21 protein-coding genes and 1 pseudogene are annotated in these 21,375 nt (G+C 55.2%); 10 read left to right on the top strand and 12 right to left on the bottom strand.

The genetic code is table 11. From position 1 onward, the window contains the following. Nucleotides 1-114 precede the first annotated feature (114 nt). From DBY20_01435 to DBY20_01445, 3 genes are all read right to left on the bottom strand, one after another. Nucleotides 115-1,560 carry a glutamate decarboxylase gene (locus DBY20_01435; GenBank protein PWL79913.1) on the bottom strand — a complete coding sequence of 482 codons (1,446 nt, stop codon included), beginning with the start codon at nucleotides 1,558-1,560 and terminating at the stop codon, nucleotides 115-117. Between the two features lie 100 nt (nucleotides 1,561-1,660). Beyond that, nucleotides 1,661-3,271 carry a glutamate:gamma-aminobutyrate antiporter gene (locus DBY20_01440; protein ID PWL79914.1) on the bottom strand — a complete coding sequence of 537 codons (1,611 nt, stop codon included), beginning with the start codon at nucleotides 3,269-3,271 and terminating at the stop codon, nucleotides 1,661-1,663. 629 nt (nucleotides 3,272-3,900) lie between these two features. Then, nucleotides 3,901-4,443: a ferredoxin gene (locus tag DBY20_01445; protein ID PWL79915.1), complete on the bottom strand. Its 543-nt coding sequence runs from the start codon at nucleotides 4,441-4,443 to the stop codon at nucleotides 3,901-3,903. Nucleotides 4,444-4,837: 394 nt separating this feature from the next. Between DBY20_01445 and DBY20_01450 the strand changes: the two genes are divergently transcribed. Genes DBY20_01450 through DBY20_01460 form a run of 3 tightly spaced genes read left to right on the top strand, consistent with a single transcriptional unit; the run spans nucleotide 4,838 to nucleotide 7,728 of the window. After that, a complete protein-coding gene (locus DBY20_01450) occupies nucleotides 4,838-6,481 on the top strand; it encodes a glutamine-hydrolyzing GMP synthase (protein PWL79916.1) in 1,644 nt (547 codons plus the stop codon). 34 nt (nucleotides 6,482-6,515) lie between these two features. Then, a complete protein-coding gene (locus DBY20_01455) occupies nucleotides 6,516-7,139 on the top strand; it encodes a hypothetical protein (GenBank protein ID PWL79917.1) in 624 nt (207 codons plus the stop codon). Nucleotides 7,140-7,146: 7 nt separating this feature from the next. Beyond that, nucleotides 7,147-7,728 (top strand): hypothetical protein, encoded by a 582-nt coding sequence (locus tag DBY20_01460; GenBank protein PWL79918.1) that lies wholly within the window; start codon nucleotides 7,147-7,149, stop codon nucleotides 7,726-7,728. A gap of 33 nt (nucleotides 7,729-7,761) precedes the next feature. On the opposite strand, the pseudogene DBY20_01465 reads toward DBY20_01460, so the two are convergent. Continuing rightward, nucleotides 7,762-7,880 (bottom strand): annotated as a pseudogene (locus tag DBY20_01465) (transcriptional regulator). Between the two features lie 11 nt (nucleotides 7,881-7,891). Between DBY20_01465 and DBY20_01470 the strand changes: the two are divergent. The 4 genes from DBY20_01470 (at nucleotide 7,892) to DBY20_01485 (ending at nucleotide 11,667) form a co-directional block, all read left to right on the top strand. Then, the gene (locus DBY20_01470; GenBank protein ID PWL79919.1) at nucleotides 7,892-9,724 is read left to right on the top strand and encodes a hypothetical protein; all 1,833 of its coding nucleotides are present in this window, start codon (nucleotides 7,892-7,894) and stop codon (nucleotides 9,722-9,724) included. A gap of 178 nt (nucleotides 9,725-9,902) precedes the next feature. Then, a complete protein-coding gene (locus DBY20_01475; protein ID PWL79920.1) occupies nucleotides 9,903-10,523 on the top strand; it encodes a hypothetical protein in 621 nt (206 codons plus the stop codon). A gap of 3 nt (nucleotides 10,524-10,526) precedes the next feature. Further along, a complete protein-coding gene (locus DBY20_01480; GenBank protein ID PWL79921.1) occupies nucleotides 10,527-11,429 on the top strand; it encodes a hypothetical protein in 903 nt (300 codons plus the stop codon). Beyond that, nucleotides 11,398-11,667 (top strand): hypothetical protein, encoded by a 270-nt coding sequence (locus DBY20_01485; protein ID PWL79922.1) that lies wholly within the window; start codon nucleotides 11,398-11,400, stop codon nucleotides 11,665-11,667. The genes DBY20_01480 and DBY20_01485 overlap by 32 nt, the downstream gene beginning before the upstream one ends. On the opposite strand, the gene DBY20_01490 is transcribed toward DBY20_01485, so the two are convergent. The 5 genes from DBY20_01490 to DBY20_01510 form a co-directional block, all read right to left on the bottom strand. Next, nucleotides 11,642-12,397: an AAA family ATPase gene (locus DBY20_01490; GenBank protein PWL79923.1), complete on the bottom strand. Its 756-nt coding sequence runs from the start codon at nucleotides 12,395-12,397 to the stop codon at nucleotides 11,642-11,644. The genes DBY20_01485 and DBY20_01490 overlap by 26 nt on opposite strands. Continuing rightward, nucleotides 12,394-12,642 carry a hypothetical protein gene (locus DBY20_01495; protein PWL79924.1) on the bottom strand — a complete coding sequence of 83 codons (249 nt, stop codon included), beginning with the start codon at nucleotides 12,640-12,642 and terminating at the stop codon, nucleotides 12,394-12,396. The genes DBY20_01490 and DBY20_01495 overlap by 4 nt, the downstream gene beginning before the upstream one ends. A gap of 48 nt (nucleotides 12,643-12,690) precedes the next feature. Next, nucleotides 12,691-13,857 carry an IS21 family transposase gene (locus DBY20_01500; protein PWL79925.1) on the bottom strand — a complete coding sequence of 389 codons (1,167 nt, stop codon included), beginning with the start codon at nucleotides 13,855-13,857 and terminating at the stop codon, nucleotides 12,691-12,693. A 204-nt stretch (nucleotides 13,858-14,061) separates the two neighbouring features. After that, nucleotides 14,062-14,487: a restriction endonuclease gene (locus tag DBY20_01505; GenBank protein PWL79926.1), complete on the bottom strand. Its 426-nt coding sequence runs from the start codon at nucleotides 14,485-14,487 to the stop codon at nucleotides 14,062-14,064. Beyond that, nucleotides 14,484-15,284, bottom strand: a complete 801-nt coding sequence (locus DBY20_01510) for a hypothetical protein (GenBank protein PWL79927.1) — start codon at nucleotides 15,282-15,284, stop codon at nucleotides 14,484-14,486. The genes DBY20_01505 and DBY20_01510 overlap by 4 nt, the downstream gene beginning before the upstream one ends. Before the next feature lie 172 nt (nucleotides 15,285-15,456). Between DBY20_01510 and DBY20_01515 the strand changes: the two genes are divergently transcribed. Then, entirely contained in the window at nucleotides 15,457-16,527 is a 1,071-nt protein-coding gene (locus tag DBY20_01515) for a hypothetical protein (GenBank protein ID PWL79928.1), read from the top strand. Nucleotides 16,528-16,567: 40 nt separating this feature from the next. After that, a complete protein-coding gene (locus DBY20_01520; protein ID PWL80002.1) occupies nucleotides 16,568-17,398 on the top strand; it encodes an ADP-ribosylglycohydrolase in 831 nt (276 codons plus the stop codon). Here DBY20_01520 and DBY20_01525 read toward each other — a convergent pair. Continuing rightward, nucleotides 17,376-18,767 carry a hypothetical protein gene (locus DBY20_01525; protein ID PWL79929.1) on the bottom strand — a complete coding sequence of 464 codons (1,392 nt, stop codon included), beginning with the start codon at nucleotides 18,765-18,767 and terminating at the stop codon, nucleotides 17,376-17,378. The two genes, DBY20_01520 and DBY20_01525, sit on opposite strands and share 23 nt — an antisense overlap. A 241-nt stretch (nucleotides 18,768-19,008) precedes the next feature. Further along, on the bottom strand, nucleotides 19,009-19,278 hold the full coding sequence (locus DBY20_01530; protein ID PWL79930.1) for a hypothetical protein: 270 nt from the start codon (nucleotides 19,276-19,278) through the stop codon (nucleotides 19,009-19,011). Between the two features lie 212 nt (nucleotides 19,279-19,490). Here DBY20_01530 and DBY20_01535 point away from each other — a divergent pair, with 212 nt between their 5' ends. Then, nucleotides 19,491-20,690 (top strand): hypothetical protein, encoded by a 1,200-nt coding sequence (locus tag DBY20_01535; GenBank protein PWL79931.1) that lies wholly within the window; start codon nucleotides 19,491-19,493, stop codon nucleotides 20,688-20,690. 40 nt (nucleotides 20,691-20,730) lie between these two features. Here DBY20_01535 and DBY20_01540 read toward each other — a convergent pair whose 3' ends face one another. After that, complete coding sequence (locus DBY20_01540; GenBank protein PWL79932.1) at nucleotides 20,731-21,282, bottom strand: gamma carbonic anhydrase family protein; 552 nt, start codon at nucleotides 21,280-21,282, stop codon at nucleotides 20,731-20,733. Between the last annotated feature and the right edge of the window lie 93 nt (nucleotides 21,283-21,375).

The raw sequence follows: 21,375 nt of genomic DNA on the forward strand, positions 1-21,375 counted from the left end.
CTCCATCGAAATGGAGAGCCGGTACCGTGCCGTTGCCCTGCTTTGCGGCTTAAGCGGGGCGTGAGTAGGGGGAGGAAAGTAAAACTATATCGTCTCCCACTCGGAGCCGTTCGTTTACCTGCCGCTGTGGTCGAACGACTTCTTGGGGGCGATGTTGGTGTCTGCCGAGCCGATCACCTTCGCGTTGTCGAGGTTCTTGATCTCTGCCTCCATGTCCTTGAGGAACTTGTCGGCCATGGTCATCGAAAGATCGGCACGGGCCACGATGCGCTGGCAGGTGACATCCTGCATGTTCTCGGGCAGCGGGTAGGCCGGAATCTGCCAACCGTGCATACGCAGACGGTCGTCCAGGTCGTACAGCGTCCACTTCTTGCCGGCCTTGGGATCCAAGCTCCAGCACAGAATGGGAATCTCGGAGGCCTCCTCGTACATGACGAAGATGCCGAGCTTCTTGATGCCCTCGACCAGATGACGTGCCACGTCCAGGGTGCGCTTCTGGATCTCCTTGTAGCCCTCGAAGCCGTTGCGCATGAAGACGTAGTACTGGCCGATGATCTGCGATGCCGAGCGGCTGAAGTTGATGGCCATGGTGGCCTCCTCGCCGCCGAGGTAGCTGACCCAGAAGATCAGGTCCTCGGGCAGGGCCTCCTTCGAACGCCACATGACCCAGCCGATGCCCGGGTAGACCAGGCCGTACTTATGGCCGGAGGTCGAGATGGACCAGACGTTGGGAAGGCGGAAGTCCCACTCGAGCTCGGGCTCGATGAACGGGGCGACCATGGCGCCGGACGCGCCGTCGACGTGGATGCGGACGGGTACCTTTGCCGTCTTGTTGTACTCGGTCAGAGCGGCGTCGATGCCCTTGACGTCATCGTAGCAGCCGGTGTAGGTGATGCCGAGCAGGGCGACGACGCAGATGGTGTGGTCATCGACGAAGGGCATGCACGACTCCGGGGTCATGTACAGGTGCTCGGCGTCCATGGGGACCAGACGCATCTCGATGTCCCAGTAGCGGCAGAACTTCTCCCAGCAGATCTGGTAGCCGGAGGTGATGACCAGGTTGGGGCGATGATCGCTGTAGATGTCGATGCCAGCCTTCTTGGCCAGGGCCTTCCAGCGGAACAGGGCGGCCAGGCCACCCAGCATGCAGGCCTCCGACGAGCCGACGGTCGAGGTGCCCATGGGCTGCTCGTCCTGATCGGCATGCCACAGGTTCTGGATGATCTTCACGCATCGGTTCTCGAGGTCGGCCGTCATCGGGTATTCATCCTTGTCGATGGCGTTCTTCTCGAGCGTATCCTTCATCAGCTCCGCAGCCTCGGGCTCCATGTAAGTCTGGACGAAGGTGCAGAGGTTCTGGTGGGCGTTGCCCTCGGTGCCGATGTACTCGCGAATCATCTCGCTCGCGATACGCGGCTCGATGGGCATCTTGTTGAGCTTGGTCTCGGGCATCTCGACGTCCGAGGCATAGCTGCCGAAGATCGGGGACGTGTATGAGGTCTGGGCGTCCATCTCTGCCAGTTCCTCGGTCGAAACGAGGTCGATGTCTTTAACAGTCATGATAATCTCCTCCTAATCACTATCCGAATCGCTTCGGATTTGGTACCTACGTTGAACGAACTTACGTGCCTTCACGTGCTTGGTATGGTTTGTCGACACATCACTCCTTCTGGGGCGTGTCCGCGGGGGTAGCGTCTTGCGTGCCGGCAGCGGGCGAGGGGACGGAGTGCTTGCCGACGGGAGTCGGCGCGTCTGCGGCCGTTGCCATCGCCGCACGCTCCTTCTTGCCCGGGATCGTGGGAGGCTTGTGGTCAACGCCGCCATTCCAGTGATGGCGTAGGCCGTAGATGACGAACGGGATCGCCACCGAGATGACCCAGCAGACCAGCAAGGTGATGACGTACACGGTGCCGGACGACGCATTGAGCTGGCTCGGCGGGAAGAACGACACGATCAGCGCGAAGACCGTGAGTATGAGGCCGAGGCCGGCGACGATGCACTTGCCCGCGGTGCCGCCGAAGATCTGGAACACGCGAGCGTGGTCCTTGCCCTTGAACACCAGCTTGAAGTAGGCGAGGAAGAACAGGACGTAGCCCACGAGGTAGATGACGACGGTCAGGCCGACTGCCGTGAGGTACGAGATCGACGAGCCCGAGCCACCCGCCAGCGCCATGGACCCGCAGAGCACCGCGTCCCAGATGGTGACGATGACGCCCTGGACCACGACGGTCTTGACGGAGACGCCGTGCTTGTTGGTCTTGGCGAAGCTACGCGGGATGATGCCCTCGTTCGCGGTCTCGAGCAACGCGCGCGACGGGCCGACGATCCAGGAAGAGATCTCGGCCAGGACGCCCGCGGCCAGCAGGAACGCGATCACGTACACGAGCCATCCGCAGTGGAAGTGCGCGTCGAATATGTTGGCGAACGCCACGACGACACCGGTGGAGAGGTTGGCGTCGAGCTGTGCCTCGGTCATGGTCATGGCAACCGCGAGACCACCCAGCGTGTCGAGCACGATGGTGAGGATGCAGAGCACGATCATGACCATCGGGTAGATCTTGCCGGGGTTCTTCAGCTCGTTCACGTGCGAGGCGGAAGCCTCGACGCCCGCGAAGGCGAGGATGAACGATGCGAAGATGACCAGCGTGCTCACCTTCGTGAAGTCGGGGACGATGCCGCCCGCGTCAAAGTGCAGCTGCGAGACGCCGCCCGTGGCCAGGTACGCGATCAGGCCGATCAGAAGGACGACGGCGGGAATCAGCACGCCGCCGAAGAAGCCGATCTTGGCTATGCGGGCGGTGAGCTTGGTGCCGCCGAGCTGCGTGAGCGTGAGCACCCATACGATAATCGCCACGCCGATGAACATGACGAGCGGATTATTGTAGAGCGCGTCCCATCCCACGATGTACGAAATCGCGGCCAGGACGAAGAACGCCATGGTCACGAAGCCGACCGTGATCTGGAACCATTGGTAGAACAGGGCCGCGAAACCCCAGCGCTTGCCGAGGGTGTTGCCGACCCAGGCATAGATGCCACCGTCTTCCCATCCTTTGACGGTCGCCATTTCGGCGGCGACCAATGCGACTGGGAGGAACCAGAAGATACCACCCAGTATGAGGAAGAAGATCAGATGCAGACCAGATGATGCGAAGTTGGGGTACGCATACACGGTCATGACCATCGATGCCGTCATGGCGAAGAAGCCACCGAATCCGAGCATCTTTGCCGCTTGCTTGCCGGATGCCGCCGGTGCCGTCTTTTCTTCACTCATTTTCCTCACCCCTTTCCTGATAGATCTCTCATCCGTTTTCGGGTTTGAAAACAACCATCGAATGAAGCTCTGTCAGCGTGAGATGGAGGAGTCGAGCAGTCTTCCATTTCCTGACAATTTGTCATTCATGGTTAGAATCTTGCCGCACACCGATTGTATCACTAAAAATTTAGAAAATAAGTTGACAGATAGAAATAATTACTGTCTTGAAGAATTAATTCTGTGGAAAACTCGATATCCGCAGTTCAAACGCTTGATTCTGCGAAAAAGAGCGGCCGTTTTCGCGAGAATTCGGCCCTTTTTATTTCAAATTGTGAATAAAATTATTCTCTCTGCAGGTCAAAATTGCAGAATTTGTGGATAACTCCCATTGACACGGACAGGGAGGGGTTGGGGTGCTCAGATGAGCCTGCATAGACCCATACGCTGGGCGAAATGTGCCCAATTGCTCCCGCGTAGACCCGTTTGCCGTGCCTTGTCGCCCGAACGAGACTGCATAGACCCGCAGAATGGGTCTATGCAGTCGTCTTTCGGCGGATTCTACCCGTTTCTTTCTGCTTAGACCCATTCGTGGGTCTGCATGGGCAAAACCCGTCACTTGCGCGTGTCGGGGCAGGCTCTACAGTACGTTATGCCTGCGGACGGGTGCTCGGGCGGTCGAAGAAGGGGCTCTTCGAGCCGATGGAGATGGGGATCGCGTAGACCTGGCCGACGCCTTCGCCCAGCAACCCCAGGCGTTCGGCGGCAAGGCCGGCCGAGAAGAGCACGCGGCTGTCGACGCGCATGTCGGCGGCGCGCGATACCGCCGACCCGATGGCGATGCCCACGTCGATGCAGTTGATCGCGCAGGGGTTTGCCTGCGGCTTTTCCGCGCAGGTGGTGTAGCCGCAGTGTCCGCAATCGAGGCCCATGAGCTGCGAGCGCGTACCGATGAGCACGACGGCCTGGGCCTGGCGGACGTTGTCCGCGTCGCGCAGGAAGAGCTTGTGGCCGCGCTCGGCGGCGATGGCCTCCATCTCGCAGGCGAGCTCCTCGGCATGCTCGGCGGTGATGACGGCGCATTCGACGATGTCGACGCCCTTGCCCTTGGGGGCCGTGCGTGCCGCGACCAGCATCTTTCTGGCGATATCGAGGGCCTGCTCGTCGCGCAGGTCGCGTTCGGACTCAAACATGGGGGTTCCCTTCGTGCGAGGGTGGCTTGCGTTGCGAGTATCGTAGCACGGAGAACGCGAGGATGGGGGAGTCGCCAAGGATCGCGGGTCGCTGACCGCAAAGTGACAAGAAGCTTGGTCAGTGACCGCGAAGTTTGGCGTAATGGGACGAAATCGTTATTTTGGCGGTCACGCGCCCGGCATCTTTGGCACGGCAGGCTCGAAAAGGGTCACGCGTCCGGCATCTTTGGCGGTATCTTCGATGCACGCCCTATCGCAGCACATAAAACGGACGGTGGACGCGCATGCGCCCTCCCATGCTCGGCCGCGACATTTCACGTGTGCGAAACACGGTGACGGCGGGGGAGGGTGTAGAATCGTCGCCGAACATGCATCCGTTTTCGAGGAGGTCTTCGTGCCCACGTCTGCAAGCCCCGTCCAACCGGTCATCGTCGTCGATTTCGGCGCCCAATACGGGCAGCTCATTGCGCGGCGCGTGCGCGACCTGGACGTGTACTCCGAGATCGTGCCCTGCGACATCACGGCCGACGAGGTGCGCGCGCTGGCGCCGGCGGCGATCATCTTGTCGGGCGGCCCGGCAAGCGTGTATGCCGAGGACGCGCCTACAATCGACTCGGAAATCCTCGAGCTCGGCATCCCCGTGCTCGGCTTTTGCTACGGGCAGCAGGCAATGGCCGTCGCGCTCGGCGGCACGGTGGGGCACACCGAGAAGGGCGAGTACGGCTCGGCGCTCATCACGCGCGAGGGAGCCGATTCGAAGCTGCTCGCGGGCACGCCGCACGAGCAGATCGTGTGGATGAGCCACCGCGACGCCGTGACCGAGGTACCTGCGGGCTTCACCGTGACCTCGCGCACCGACGTGTGTCCGGTGGCGTCGATGGAGGACGCCGAGCGGGGACTTTTCGCGACGCAGTTCCATCCCGAGGTGCATCACACGCCGCACGGCAACGAGATGCTCGCGAACTTCCTCTTCGACATTTGCGGCCTCGAGAAAAATTGGACGATGGATTCAATTATCGATGACAGCATCGAGGCGATCCGCACGCAGGTGGGCGATGACCGCGTGATCCTGGGACTTTCGGGTGGCGTGGACTCGAGCGTCGTGGCGGCACTCGTGTCGCGCGCGATTGGCAACCAGGTGACTTGCGTGTTCGTGAACCACGGGCTGCTGCGCAAGGACGAGCCCGAGCAGGTGGAGGAGGTCTTCACCAAGCAGTTCGACGTCGACTTCGTGCACGTGCATGCCGAGGACCGTTACGCGCAGCTGCTGGCCGGCGTGACCGACCCGGAGCAGAAGCGTCGCATCATCGGCGAGCAGTTCTGGAAGGAGTTCTTCGCCGTGGCCGAGGAACTGGCCGGGGACGGCCGTCCGGTGCGCTTTTTGGCGCAGGGCACGATCTATCCCGACATCATCGAGAGCGGCGCGCGCAAGACCGGCGGCAAGGCCTCGACCATCAAGAGCCACCACAACCTGATCCCGTTTCCGGACGGGGTGAGCTTCGAGCTGATCGAGCCGCTCGACCACTTCTTCAAGGACGAGGTGCGCGCGCTGGGCACGGCGCTTGGGTTGCCCGACCACATCGTACAGCGCCAGCCGTTCCCGGGGCCGGGCTTGGCGATTCGCATCATCGGCGACGTGACGCCCGAGAAGCTCGCAATGCTTAAGGAGGCCGACGCAATCGTGCGCGAGGAGCTCGACGCCTACAACGCGATGATCGCCGAGGAGAGCGGCGAGGCAAACGGCGAGGTCGAGCGCGGATGCGCCGGCGGCCCCGTGATCGAGCGGGCCGTGTGGCAGTACTTCGCGGTACTGCCCGACATCAGAAGCGTCGGCGTGATGGGCGACGAGCGCACCTACGCGCGCCCGATCATCCTGCGCGCCGTGGAGTCAAGCGACGCGATGACGGCGGACTGGGCAAAGCTGCCCTACGACGTGCTCGGGCGGATCAGCAGCCGCATCGTGGCCGAGGTGTCGGGGATTAACCGCGTGGTGTACGACATCACGAGTAAGCCGCCCAGTACCGTGGAGTGGGAATAAGCATTGAGACGATATATGCGAGAGGATGATATTTATGGCGATAAGCTTACCCTATGTTCAAGCGCACAGTAATATTAGTAAAGTTCTAGAAAAGATAAAGAACGCTTCGTTGCCGCCGCGTTTTACGCAAGATTATCTGGCTACAAAGCTTGGCATAAAAAGCAGTGCCGCAAAACCTGTGATTCCCTTTTTGAAAAGAATTGGATTTCTAGGTTCTGATGGAGTGCCAACTGATCTTTATAAGGCTTTTCGTAATTCAGTAGAAAGCGGCCGAGCGGCTGCAGAAGGTTTGCGAATTGGTTATAGAGAGATATTCGAGATTAATGAATACGCCAATGATTTGAGCGATGCTGAATTAAAAGGCATTGTTGTCCAGATCACTGGTTTGGAGCCTGATGCAAGAAACACGCAGGCCATTGTCGGATCTTTCAAAGCGTTAAAGGAATTTGCGGATTTTAATGCTGACCCTCCAGCAGAGAAGATTGTGCAAGTTGAAAGCATTGCGCAGCTGGAGTCGGAGTTGGCTCCCACAAACAGTAGACGATCTTCGGATACTCTGAGTCTTTCTTATACGATAAATCTCAATTTTCCAGCTACTTCTGATATCGCTGTTTTTGATGCGATTTTCAAGAGCCTGAAAGACCACCTTCTGAAGTGAGAAATAAATGAACGAATCAGATATTAAGCTATTTCATATAAGCAATCAGCTTGTAGAAAACGATTTGGATAGAATTGAGCGCAAGTTCGGGATTTCTCTTGGAAGAACGCATGTTAAAACGATAGAAACGGATTCAGATTATTATCCTCAGATTGATTCAAGCATTAGGGCTGAGGCCAGTCAGATGTCGGAAGCGTACGAGATATTCTATTCTCTGGAAAAGACGATCCGTAATTTTATTGAAGATTCTTTTGATGCGGCTGGTGTCCATGATTGGTGGGACGAGAAATATGTACCAGAGAAAATAAAACAGGATACAGAGGATCGCATTCAGAGAGAGATTGATTCTGGAGTTACCCCTAGGTCGGAAGATCCTATTGACTACACTAACTTTGGTGAATTGGGCGAGATCATAAAGCATAATTGGGATGTTTTCGGTGGTACATTACAGAGCCAAAAGGCAGTAACGAAAGTCTTATCCGGATTAAACACTCTTCGAGCTCCAATTGCACATTGCAGTATGCTGGCTGAAGACGAGATGATTAGATTGAGATTAAGCGTGCGTGACTGGTTTAGATTAATGGGCTAATGAAGAGCGCGATGTGCTGTCAATTAACGTTAACTATACGGAAGTAGTTGCTACATCCAGTTTGAGTCCAAAAGTCTTCACAACTTTCTGCACCGTGTCAAACGACGGGTTTCCCGTAGGGGCGAGAGTGCCTTGTAGAGTCCACCGCGGGTACTAGCCAAGCATGATCGGGAATGTGCCGAATACCATTTTTAGGACACCTTCCGGTGTGTTCATAGGAGACAATAGGGGTGCGTTAGACAGTCCTGTTTCCCAACGACAAGGGGAACCCACCGTAACCGCCCGATTAGAAGGTTGGAATAACGCGATGACGCAAATGCAGAAGTGCGACAACTGCGGCAACGAGTTTGCTTATCTCAAGGGAGATCTCGATACTCTTGCTTGCTCGGAATGCGGAGCAAAGCATCGTCTGGAATACTATCTTGAGCAAGAGCATGGAACCGGGGAAGTGCTGAGCTGGGTAATGGGTTCTTACAGCTCCACCATGCTAAGTACGGCTTTGAGGTATTGCGATTCCATCTTCGATTACGAGGCCGATGATTTTTTCGGAGCTGTCGATCCGGACTCATTGGACGAGAATGATTTCCATGAACGCTGCAAAAAAGACATCGCCAATTTTCTGTGCTGCCTAGCTGCTGAAGACGGTGCTGTTTCAGAAAACGAAGCCACCTATATCAGTGCCGTTTTGCATTCGAGCTACACATCAGATGAGATACTCGATATCGCGGATACGTTTGAGTATGGGGACGACCCGTTAATTGGATTTCCAGAAAGTATCGAACTTGTTTCTAAGATCGAAAATGCGGTAGAAAAGCGGCTCGAGGGAAATGACTTTGAGCGCACGAGAAGGCTTCTTCGCACCTATGCCCAACTGGGGTCAGAGCTCATAGTCACGGACATGAAAAAGGATGAAAGCGAAGTCGAAGCCCTTACGAATTACATGGACTTTCTTGACATGGAGCTTGAGGAGAGGCGAGGGGAGTGGCTCTATCTCGGCGAGTATTCCAATCTCGAGTTCGATATGCCAATAAAGGCTTATGTAAATGGAGAAAGATGCGAGTTGTGGAATCTTGGCTCACAAACCGAGGACCTTTCTCACGGTGAGAAGCTCGCTCGCAACAATGCACATACGAGCGAGTCGGACTCTCTCAATTCTAAAGATGCAGAGAACGACGGTAGCGATGACGCTATGAAGCAGTTGATGGGACTCGTCGGGCTTGAGAGCGTCAAGCGCGAAATTACCACGTTGGGCAATCTGGTTCGTGTGAGAAACGTCCGGGAACAACAAGGGCTCAAGCAGCCGGATCTCTCGCTTCATATGGTTTTCACGGGAAATCCCGGCACTGGGAAAACGACAGTGGCGCGTTTGCTTGCGCAGGTATATGCAAACCTTGGGGTCCTATCAAAGGGTCACCTCATAGAAGTAGACCGCTCTGGTCTGGTGGCGGGCTATACCGGGCAGACGGCACTGAAGACCAAGCAGGTCGTGGACCAGGCCGTGGGAGGCATCTTGTTCATCGACGAGGCGTATGCTCTCACTGTTAACAGGAATGAGACCGATTTTGGATATGAGGCCGTTGACACACTGCTGAAGGGGATGGAGGACCACCGCGACGACCTTGTCGTTATCGTGGCGGGGTATACCGAGCTCATGCAGTCGTTCCTTTCTTCCAATCCTGGGCTTAGGTCTAGATTCAACAAGTTTTTGGACTTCCCGGATTATTCGCCCAGCGAGTTGTTTGACATATTCATGGGGGTGTGCGAATCGTCAGACATGGCGTTGGCGGGTGAGGAAGAGCGTGCGTTTCTGAGAGATTACTTTCAAGAGCTATCGGAGACACACGATCAGAGCTTCGCCAATGCGAGAAGCGCGCGTAATTACTTCGAGAGAGCCCTATCATTTCAGGCCAACAGATTGATTGAAAATGGCACTTTAGAATTAGATTCTTTGAAGGAATTCAAGCTGGATGATCTGGTTCTTGCAAGTGAAGAATAGCCCTCCATGGCTGTTACGAATCGCCTTGGTTGGCCGTCACAACCCGTTCGACTGCATCACGTTCGCCTGGGCGAAGACGGACGGGCTGGCTCTTTTCGTGCACGGCGCGTGTTTGTAATGATCTTCCCGGCAAATCTAGTTATCTGCAAATGTAACGATAAAATGTTACAATTGCAGCATGAAGGCTTTAGAAGCATTAAACATACTCGGCGATCTCTGCGCTTCCCAAAAAGGGATGTTCACCACCGCGCAGGCCCAGTCGATGGGCATTGACAGGATGGCGGTTTCTCGACTTGCGCGCAACGGCCAGCTGGAACAGGTAACACGCGGCGTCTACCGCGTAACTGCAGCGCCGGTATTTCGCGGCGAGGACGTCTACGCATCTTGGCTCGCGCTCGCTCCCAGCATTCCCGCCTTCGACAGGCCGCTCGACGGCTCGGGCTTTACGGCATCGCTCAATACGGCGGCCTGGATTCAGGAGCTTGGGGAACTTCAAGCATATCCTTTGGTCTTCTCGTTTCCCGTGCGGCGCCAATCTCGCACGGGCATTCGGTTCTTGCGACGGGATCTTCCCAAATCGGACATTATCGTTACTTCGGGTATTCCAGTGACGACGCCTAGGCGTACGGTGCTGGATCTCATCGATTACGGAGAGGACCTGAGTCTCGCGGCGTCGGTACTCAAGGATGCGGAGGCGCGCGGGGTTCCAGAGGGCATTGCTCGAGAGGTGAACGAGAGGGCCGTACGCTGTGGTTTTGCAAAGGGGTTCGACCTCTACGGCTACCTGAAAGGACGCTAGGGGATGGACAAGACATACGCGACTCCGGCGGCTTTCGATCGGGCGCTCAAGAAAGCCGCGAAGACAGCCGGCAATAATCTCGGCGAAGCGTACCGTCAGGCACTTCGCGATAGGTTTTTGTGCAGGGTCTTCCATGACGGCAATGAGGGTTTTGTGCTCAAGGGAGCTGGCGGCATGCTTGCGAGAGTTCCAAACGCAAGGGCGACGAGGGACTTGGATTTCGCCGTTGCGGGACATGCCGGCATAGACCAAGTGCTGGCCGAGATGGAGCGCATCGCGTCGATTGACTTGAACGACTGGTGCTCGTTTCGCCTCACCAAAAGCGAGGAGTCAATGGATGAGAACGGGTACTCGCGTTTGCTGAAACTCCGATTTGCTTCCTTTGTAGGCATGGAGGAAAAGGATCCCATTCTGATTGACCTGTCGCTCGATTGCGTAATGACGCGTCCGCCAGAACGGATAACCCCTGCCAATCGCATTGATGTGGAGGGTCTCGAGACCTGTGACTATTTAATCTATCCGCTTGCCGACCAGCTGGCCGATAAGTTCTGCGCCATTATGGAAGTTCAGCCTGGTGGTCACCCGTCATCGAGGATGAAAGACCTCGTCGATGTCGTGACGTATGCGACGAGCGAATGTTTTGAGCTCAGTCAACTCAGGCATGCCATTACGAGCGAATGTGTCAAACGTGGTATGACAATGCCCAAACGCTTTGACGCGCCAGAAAGCTGGCGGGAGAGGTTCGCTGGATTTGCAACGAAGAATCGAGTGGTCGAAGAGTTCGCTTCCTTCGACGAGGCATCGAACCTTGCCTCCAAGCTTTTCGACGCCGCGCTTTCGGATGAAAGCGAGGATGACCTGGTGTGGAATCCTGGTGATCTTTGCTGGAGCGTTCGCCCCGTTTGACGAGTTTCAAGGGAATTGGACGGCCGTTCTTGCGGTCATCGTCGCCGGCGCCGTAGGCTTCGGTGTCTACGTGGGCGACTACTATCACGCGGATGACGCGGCCCAGGCCGCCATGGAATCGACCGACGCCGTGGCCGTGTATTTTCGTCAACAAGAAAATGAACAAAACGCTACGTTCATTTTGAACAAAACGCTAACATGCCCAAGCTTCTCTAACTTTCGTTTTTACCAAGCATGAGCGCTGTGTCCATTCTATGGCTCGGGCCGCTGAACTCTATAAGTCTTCCATGATGGACGATCCTGTCTATAACGGCCGATGCTAACTTGTCATCTCCCAATACCGTTCCCCACTTCGAGAACTCGATGTTGGTGGTAATTATCAAGCTCCTCCTCTCATAACAATCGGATATCACCTGGAATAACAAGCGCGCTCCTTCGATATCTATCGGTACGTATCCGAACTCGTCCAAGATGATCAGATCCGCTTTGAAAAGATCTTTCAAGAATAGATCGAGCCTTTGCTCTCTTTTGGCTCTGACCAGTGCGATAACGAGTTCAGCTGTCGTGAAGAACCGGCAAGCAAGACCCCTATTCACACAAGCGATACCGATCGCGATTGCCAGATGGGTCTTGCCACGACCAGTCTGGCCATAGAACACAAAATCTTCTGCTGCATAGATATAGTCAAGCGACATGATGTCTTCTTTGCCATAACCTTCAGGAAGCCCTAATTGAGCGAAGTCATAGTCGGTAAAGCTCTTTATTTGAGGAAATCCCGCTTTTCTAAAAAGACGATCTCGCTTGTTCTTTTCCCTGACACCTTGTTCGAAGCTGATGAGTTCGATCACGCATTCGGCTTGAGCCGCGCTCGCATTCTCTAGGAAATGCTCTACGCTGTCCTTAGAGAAGAACATCTTTCTTGCAAGACCCCTGAACTGCTCTATCGTCTCTTTCGACCTGATCGTCATAGCAGATCCTCTCGCTTGAAGCTCATTGCTGCGTCATAGATATTCAAATCTATCGGTTCGTCATAGGCGATCTTTGCTGTGCTAAGCCCTTTCGCGGCTACGCTCACGCTGGCATCATCTAACCTTCCGCACCGCTCTAAGGTGATCTTTGCGGCTTCAACCATCATGTTCCACCCAGATTGTGCAACCACGGCTTGCATGATCTTTAAGTCCTCACGAAGATCGGCCTTATTAAGTGAGTCCATATATGCGCGAAGGTCGTCAGGAAGGGCAAAGCGCACCTTGGAATTGATTCAACCGCCAGGCTTTCGTATAAGAAGCGGTAGCTGGCTCGCGGGATCGCTTGTATCTGTTGGTGCATCTCCGTATTGCCTTGTGTGTCGAACGATGAACATGCCATCTTCGCTATAAAGCTCGATATGGTTTGCGCTAAGAGCACATATGAGCACTTGTTTAGCAAACTCAGGAGAAGAGGAATACTTGTGGTTCCCACAAAGCGTGACCTTTCCTTGAAGGTCTGCTTTTCTTCGTTCATACCTGACAACGCTGAAAGAGACCTCAGGAAGACCTGAAAGAGCAAACCTGTCTTCTATGAACAGCTGATCTTCAGGCTCTCCTTTGGCATAGTGCATCTTCGAGAGCCCCATGCATTTACGCAAAAGGCGTTCGTTATAGACATCGATATTGTCGATACGAGGAGGAGGGGTGAAGATGTTTCTTCTGATAAACCCCACCTTACCTTCAACGTTTCCTTTCTCGTGACCCGAATCGGGGTTGCAGAAGGTATAGGCGAAGTTGTAGTGGGCGCAGAAGGCAGAGAAGAGCTTCGTGAGCTTAACCGCATCCATCGTCCTTCTGCCGACGCCCGTCGCGTTGTCGAAGACGATGCGCGAGGGAACTCCTCCTATGAATTCGAAGATGTTCTTGAGCCCCTGGCATACGCATTCGGCATTCTCCGAGGAGAAGAGCTGGGCAAATCCCATGTTTGAATAGGGAAACGAAAGCACAAAATAACTCAAGCGTCGCTTCTGCCCTAATACGAAGATATCTACCTCCCCGAAGTCAGCTTGAGCTTCACCTGGTGGCCACTCTAGGTCCAAGAATTGCTCGTTTTGCTCGCCTCTCTCGACCTTAAGCCTTCTCACATAGTTGCGCACCGTCGATTCTGAGCAAGATATGCCGCACTCTTCTTTAAGGCGCATCCAAATCCTGTGAGCTGTATGTTTTTGCTTATGCCAATTCCTCTTGTCCTCATCCAGCCAGCTTTCTATGATTGCTCTGTAGCGATCGAGCATGCATACCTTGTCAGTCTTCTTCGGGATAGGCTCTGAAAAATCGCTTTCCTTAAGGTATTTATAGACGGTGTTTCTGCAAACACCTGTCTTTTCGGCAATATCGGTGATTGATTCGCCTTGTTTTTTGAGCTGGCGTATAGAATACGCTTGGGACATGCTTATCATTCCTTTCCGGCCTCCTTGGTCGCATTAACTTATCCAAGACCAATTTAGCCAATCGTTTGGTGGGCATGTCCTTTAGCGTTTTGTTCAAATGTTACATAGCGAATTGTTCATTTTTACGATAGCGAAAATACCTCGAATATGAGCTCGTAGATATTGGCGTCGTGCGAGAGCTTCATTCCAGGAGCCACTTCCTCGCCATCGTATCTAATCAATGAGATACACCTCCATATGCACGTTCCACCAGGTGCCGCGCAGCTCGCGCGATACGAGTTCACCGCTAAGCGTCTTGCCGCCATCCATGAGCCGCGCCAGCACCTCGTTCTTGTCTGCCGGCATGTAGCCGATCTTCTTGCCGTCATGCTCGACGCGGATGGCCCAGCCGTCTGTCTGGTTGTCGGGTTCGCGCACGAGGCTCAGCCGCGCTTCATCGGGCATCTGGCCCATGGTCGCATCGATGTCCGGCGCATGGCTCGTGCCCGCGACTCGTATGGATTCGAATAGGACGATCTTCGACTCGAAGGGCATGGGTACGGACAGCGTGCTTGCGCCCACGAGCCCCAGCTGCTGGGCTTGCGTGATCGTGGCCAGCGTGCCCGTGTCGGGCTGGGTTGTTGTCGAGCACGCCATCATCGCGTGTTGCCTTCCATCAAGCTCGCGATCTTGCTCTCGTATGTCCTCACGACTTCCTTCTGGCGTTCGATCTCCATCTTGAGCTCGTGCGTGCGATGCGTGAGCTCGACTGGGTCACTGAGCAACTCGGCGAGGATATAGGGATGGCTGTGCTTCAAGACGTCCAGCTGCTCACGTGCGACGTTGAGCTGAGCTTCTGCCATGGCAAGTTCGATTGTGGCATCGTCTTCCGATAGGTTCACCGTATCGGCATGCTCCTCATAGTCCTCGGTCGCCGTGTCCACGACGCGCAGCGTGTCGACATCGCCGTTCTCGTATGCCGATTGGGCGATGAGGAAGAATCGCCGGGCATCCTCGGGAAGATCGGGATGGGTGTCTGGATGCAGACGCCTGATCAGCTTCCTGTGAAGCTCCTTGAGCTCGCGCCCCTCGGACGGCGAAAGCGGACGCGAGCCCGCGAGTGCTTCCAAAAGCTGCAGCTGATCGTCCAGTCGCTCTGCAAGCTGCACTTCCCATTCCGCGAACTCATCGTCAAGCGTGCTGTCAATTTCGTCTAACGCGATGGGTTCGTGCTTGTTGGCGGCTGCCTGCGCGAGCGCGAACCTGCGCTTGCAACGGCGCGCCTTGAGCTGCCATTTGAACAGGTCATCCTCCAGATAGCCGATTGTCTTTGCATACTGGGCAAGTAGCTGCGGATTGACTTGCAGCTTGATATCGTCGATCTCCAGCAGCGTGTCGATGACCCGCTGCCGCACTTCCACAAGCTTCTCGCTGATGCTTGCTTCGCTTGTATTCATCGCGCCATCCTCCTTCTGCCGCGACGCATCCTTGTTGGACGCTAGCCCCTTCCAGGGGATATTATCTCGTGAGTAATGTGAGCAGGGTGTCCCATAGAGGGGTCAGTTAATAGGGGCGACCATAATAAGATTTCATGCAAGGAACAAACTTGCGCTTTTCGAGGAGGGCCAAATGGCATTCGAAGACCTCACAAATCTCGATCTCGAAATCACACGAGAGCCGGGGAAGAAGAAGGACCGGAATCATGCCTACGTAAACAAAGTGCATGGCCTTACGGAGGCTCTTCAAGCTAGCGGCCATTACAAAGAGGACTACGAGGCGGTTCTTCTCGATCTGGGTATCAAGGCAGCAAAGATCGAGCCCGAAGCATACGGACTGCTTGAAATTGATCACATGAATGCTGAGCAAGCGCTTGCATTGCTCACGGCGATAGTAAAGAAGGACGAGCGCGTCGAGGGCTTTGCCGCCATGTGCCTCGAGAGCGGCTTTATCGAAGAACTGCTCTCGAGGCTTGAAGCTATCGACTATGAGAATCGCGAGATTCCCTCGTGGATCGAGGATGCTGTTGACGACATCATACCCAAGTTAATGGATCTTCCCAAAGGTGCAGAGACCACGGTAAATCGCCTCATGCAGCCTTACTTGCATTACATCGATGCAAGCGGCGAGTATAAAGAGCGCACATACAATTTTTCCGAAGGCGAAGCTGATGCTGTCGACGTGCTTCATCAGAGGGCAAAAGAGTATGGGATGTACTTGGATTCATCTGCATATGATTACATGACACTCAGCACTCCCGGCAACATTCACTTTCAGGTGAGGAGGATAGAAAAGGGAAGTGGTGGCCCTAAAACCATTTTCCAATTCGGGCTGGGGGGAATACTCGGCGGATGGTGTTCAATCAGGATTGATGAGTTTGTCGACGAACATGTTTGCATAATGTACAACAAAGAACGACTGATTGACCAAAAGATTAAGAATGTCAATCAAGATCAGCTCATGCGGCTTGAGAGCGCCATCGAAAAAGCCGGCGTTCAGAAGTGGATGCCCGAATATATTGACAACACGGTGTTGGACGGCGAGAGCTGGTCAATTCTGATAAATGGTGCCAGCGGCATTTTTGAATCTTCAGGATCGAATAAATACCCCAAGGGGTTTGACACTCTCCTTGATTGCTTACGTGATTTGTTTGGGCTTGAGGCTTATCCACCAGAAGGAGGATATGAAGGGCTTTCTGATTAATTTATGATCAAGGGACTAACGCATGAATTCAAGAAACGCCATGTGTCCAAAAACCGACAAGCGCCGGGGCATCGTCTTCGGAGCAGCCGTGGGCGATGCCCTTGGCGTGCCCTACGAGTTCCTGAAGAGGGACACCTTCGAGTGTACGGGAATGTCCGAGGGCGGGGTTCACGGAAAGCCTGCGGGGACGTTCTCGGACGACACGTCGTTGCTGCTCGCGACATGCGCGAGCCTCAAGGAGCGTGGCGAAGTCGACGTCGAGGATATGCGGCGGCGGTTCTGCGATTGGCTCTACAAGGGCGCATACACGTCCGACGGTAGCGCTTTCGACGTCGGAAACGCTACGGCGACCGCCCTCGAACGTGGCCTCGGCTGCGATGGGGAGCGCTCCAACGGCAACGGGTCCCTCATGCGCATCGCCCCGCTGGTCTTCGTGCATGCATCGGATGACGAGGTGCGCGCCGCATCGGCGATAACGCACGCGCATTGGATCTCGACCGAGGCGTGCGTCATGTTCGTGAGAATACTCGATGACCTGATGGACGGGGATTGCCTCGAGGACGCGATAGCACGCAACATGTCCGGCAACGAGCGCTTCGCCTTTCTGCGGGGCTTGGCAGACATGCCGCGCGATGCCGTGAAGTCCAGCGGCTTCGTCCTCGACACGCTCGGAGCCGCGCTTTGGTGCGCCCTACACACCAGCAACTTTTCGGATTGCGTGCTCACCGCCGTGAACCTGGGGGATGACTCCGACACGACCGGCTGCGTTGCCGGCGCATTGGCGGGCACGATGTACGGCTACGAGAGCATTCCCGCGGAGTGGATAGACGCACTTCGCGGAAGGAAGCTCATCGAGCAGTGCCTCTTCTAGTGGCCGCCTCCGCAAACAGATTATCGCCCGATATCAGCTGTAAATCCTCGGCCTTGAAATCGAATCCGGCAGAGCAGACGAAGCCGACACCTGTCACGTGCAAATCTTCGATTCGCTGTACCTGGTCGATTTCGGCCATGCACTCGTTTCGGGACATTGGCTTCTTGTAGTATTTGACCTCGAATATCTCGTATCCGTCTGACCGCTTCAAGGCGCAGTCGAATTGCCCGTTCGCGTGTTTTGCCTTGTCGTCATACCAGTACGATCCCATATCCGTGACATCCGGCAGGCGGCCCTGCCATGCTAGGCGCTCGAAGTACTGCAAGGCAATTGACTCGAACCTGAGCGACACGAACGTCTCGAGGGTCCTGCCTATGCGCTGCTTGAAGAAGGAGTCCTCTCCCAGCCTGATGGCGCTTTCTTCGTTGGCAAAGATGTAGGTGAAGTAGAAGCGCATGAGGTTATCGCTTATCGAGTAGAACTGCTTGCGCCTGTCTCCTCGTTTGTTGATGGGAGAGTCCTTGCAGATGGTTTCCATGGAGATGAGGTGCTTGAGCTGCTTGTCGAGCAGTCCGTTTTTCTCTGCCCCGATGAAGGAGGCTATCTCCGAATATTTCTTCTTGCCGTTGCCCAGGTATTCGAGGATACGAACGTCGAAGCTCTTCCTGATCTCCGACAGCGCGACGTTTTCTATATGCGAGCGCAGGATGCTGTTGTCCGGTAGGAGCAGCTTCTTGATGCTTGTTTCGACGGAAGATCTGCCGGTGAGCTGCGAAAGCACGAAGGGCGACCCGCCGAAGATTGAGTAGAGGGCGATCTTGTCGCGCACCGAGCGGTCTGGATAGAACAGCTGGGCGTCGAGGTAGTCCATCTCCTTTAGGTGGATTATTGAAGTGAAGCGTCCGAACAGCGGGTTGTCCTGCTCGAGCAGCTCTCGCATCATAGTGACGTAGGATCCACACAAGACAAGCTTGATGTTCTTTGGCAGGGTGTCGATTATCGCCTGGAACATCGAGTCGAGCTCCTTACCGCGCAGGGAGCTCTTGAAATATTGGTACTCGTCGATTACGAGGAGGAGGGGCTTTTCGCGTGTCTTAAGGAAGTCGAAGAGGTCGAAGAGGGTGTCGAATCTCATTGACGGCAGGGTGAGAGCCTGCGTCACGCTCCTTGTTAGCAGATCGAGGTTGCCCTTGAACGTGCTCTCTACGCAGAGGTGGTAGATGACTGTCCCAGAAAAGCTCTTGGCGGCTTCTCTGATCAGGGTTGATTTGCCGATGCGTCGCTTGCCGTAGACCAGCACGGCGGCCTTATCATAGGAATCGAACTGCTCGCGGAGTTGCTCGAGCTCATTCTTGCGACCATAGAACATAATCGGGCTCCATTGCTGAATTATTATTCACTGAATAAATTTTCAGTGAATAATAACATATTCGGTTGGTCGCGTGGCATAGCCCTCGTTATGCAAAATGTCTACGTACCGCGGTGGCATGCAGTGAACGGCTCAAAGGGGAGACGCTATGGCTCATCTCGAAGAAGCATTACGGTGAGGCTGGCTTTAGCCCGTTACCGTATACCTTGCTTGTCTATTGGGCTACAGCAGTACAAGAACGCTACAGCACGGTGCCGCTCGAACCGTTTTCGATAATCGCGTGCGCCTCCCCGTTTGGGTCAAAGACCGTCTTGATTGGACTGTCGCCAATCACGGCATGCATGCCATCGGGTCCAGAGACTATGTTGCCGTTTCGGAAGTAAACGCCATCGTGATCGCCGGAGCCAATGACGGCAAACGTATTTGGGCTGGATCCGACTACGGCAGACACGTTGCCATTGGGTCCGAAGAGCGTTTGAATGCCGGATTGCGGCTGGTTGTTGTCAAACATGGACCCTCCAATCATCTAAAAGATGCTGGGAACATTATAGCCTGCGCCTAGACTCATCATCGGTGACACCCAATTGCAGTCAAAGAATCTAAAACCGTCCAATAAAATGACCGATTTTTCGAAATATATAAAAACCGTCCAATAAAATGACGAGTTTGGTTTAAAATCAAGACAGTAAACAAAGACCCGCTTTCGAAAGCGAGACGACCATCATGTTTCGCACTCTGATACCCCGTCCTCGTGTTATGAGATGGCTCGAACGCTGGTGTGATAAAGAACCCATAAAGGTGATAACGGGCTTGCGCCGTTGTGGCAAATCCAGCGCCCTCGCGCTCTTCCGCGAGAGACTGCGCGAGACCGGAATTCCGGCGGAGAACATCTTGTCGATTAACTTCGAGAGTCTGGATAATGCGTATCCGACGGAAGCACAAGCGCTGTATGACTACGTTACCGAGCGGCTTCGCGCGGGCATGAACTATATTTTCCTGGACGAAGTGCAGCATGTTCATGACTTCGAGCGCGCAATCGATGACCTGGCACTTCGGGATGACGTTGACCTGTATGTGACAGGATCGAATGCCGACATGCTCTCGGGGGAGCTGGCAACCCAGATAACGGGACGCTACGTCGAGCTTCGGATGCATCCGTTTTCATTTGCCGAATATCGCATGGCTTTCGAGGGCATGGATGATGAGACCCTATTCGACAGATACCTCACCTATGGTGGTATGCCCTATACGGTGAATCTGGCAGATGAGCAAAGTATCTCCGACTATCTGGGCGGCGTGTTCAATACGGTCGTGATGGTTGATGTGGCATGTCGTCATCCGCGCATGAATATGCAGGCATTCCAGCGCACCGCATCGTTTTTGGCGGACAACATCGGCAATGTGACATCGCTCAGTCGTATTTCATCTGGGCTAAAGGGGGTGGGCGGCACCGTCTCGGTTGGAGCGGTAAGCGAATACGTGGGCGCGCTGATGGAGAATTACCTGCTTTGCAAAGCGCCGCGCTTTAACATCAAGGGCAGGGAGTATCTGGAGACACTGGAGAAGTATTATCTGGAAGACCTTGGCTTTCGTTTCTGGTTGCTTGGCAAACGCCAGGGGGATATCGGACATCGCATCGAGAACGTGGTGTACCTCGAACTGCTACGACGGTTCACGAACGTGAGCGTCGGGAAGATTGGTCAGGCCGAAGTCGACTTTGTGGCAGTGAAGGACGGGATTCCCACATACGTCCAGGTCGCGCAAAGCGTGATGAGTGAAGACGCGCGCAAACGAGAGTTTTCGTCATTGCGGGCCATTAAGAACAATCATCCGAAGATCTTGTTGACGCTTGACCGAATCGGGAATGGCGACTATGACGGCGTACAGCAAGTTAACTTGATAGATTGGCTTATCAGGCAGTAGCGTCTTCGGTCCAGCGAGACGAAGGGTATGTGTCCGTCCTCTACCCCAGCGGCGGCTTGGGTACTTCGCCCGTGAGCAGCCAACCCTCGCTCGCCAGTTGGTATCCCACCTCAACGTACTCGGCGGCGTTCGCGTCCAGGCTGGCCTTCTCCTCGTCGGTCAGCGGGCGTTTCGCCCGCGCGGGCGCGCCCACGACGAGCATGCCGTCCGGGATGCGCGCCGACCCCGTTACGAGCGCTCCGGCTCCGATGAGACAGTGACTGCCGATCACGGCACCGTCGAGCACCGTGGCTCCCATGCCGACGAGCGAATGGTCGCCGATGGTACAGCCGTGCACGACCGCGGCATGACCGATGGTCACGTCATGGCCGATGATCGTGGGCGCGTCGTGGCTCACGTGCAGGCAGGCGCCCTCTTGCACGTTCGTGCGCTTGCCCAGCCTCACGAAGCTGTCGCAGTCACCCCGGATGGCCGCGTTGAACAGGACGCAGCACTCGTCGCCGATGGTGACGTCGCCGATGACGGTCGCGTTGGTCGCCACATGCGCGGTGGGGGAGACGGTGGGGGCTTCGTTCGGCTTTTGCATGGTCATCCTCTCTGGATGCGTTCGTGTGTGAATATGCGTTGTTGCTCAATATGGCAGAACACTACCAATTATGGCGAGGTTTTGCCACAACATGATGAT

Source organism: Coriobacteriia bacterium, assembly GCA_003149935.1.
Taxonomy (GTDB): domain Bacteria; phylum Actinomycetota; class Coriobacteriia; order Coriobacteriales; family QAMH01; genus QAMH01.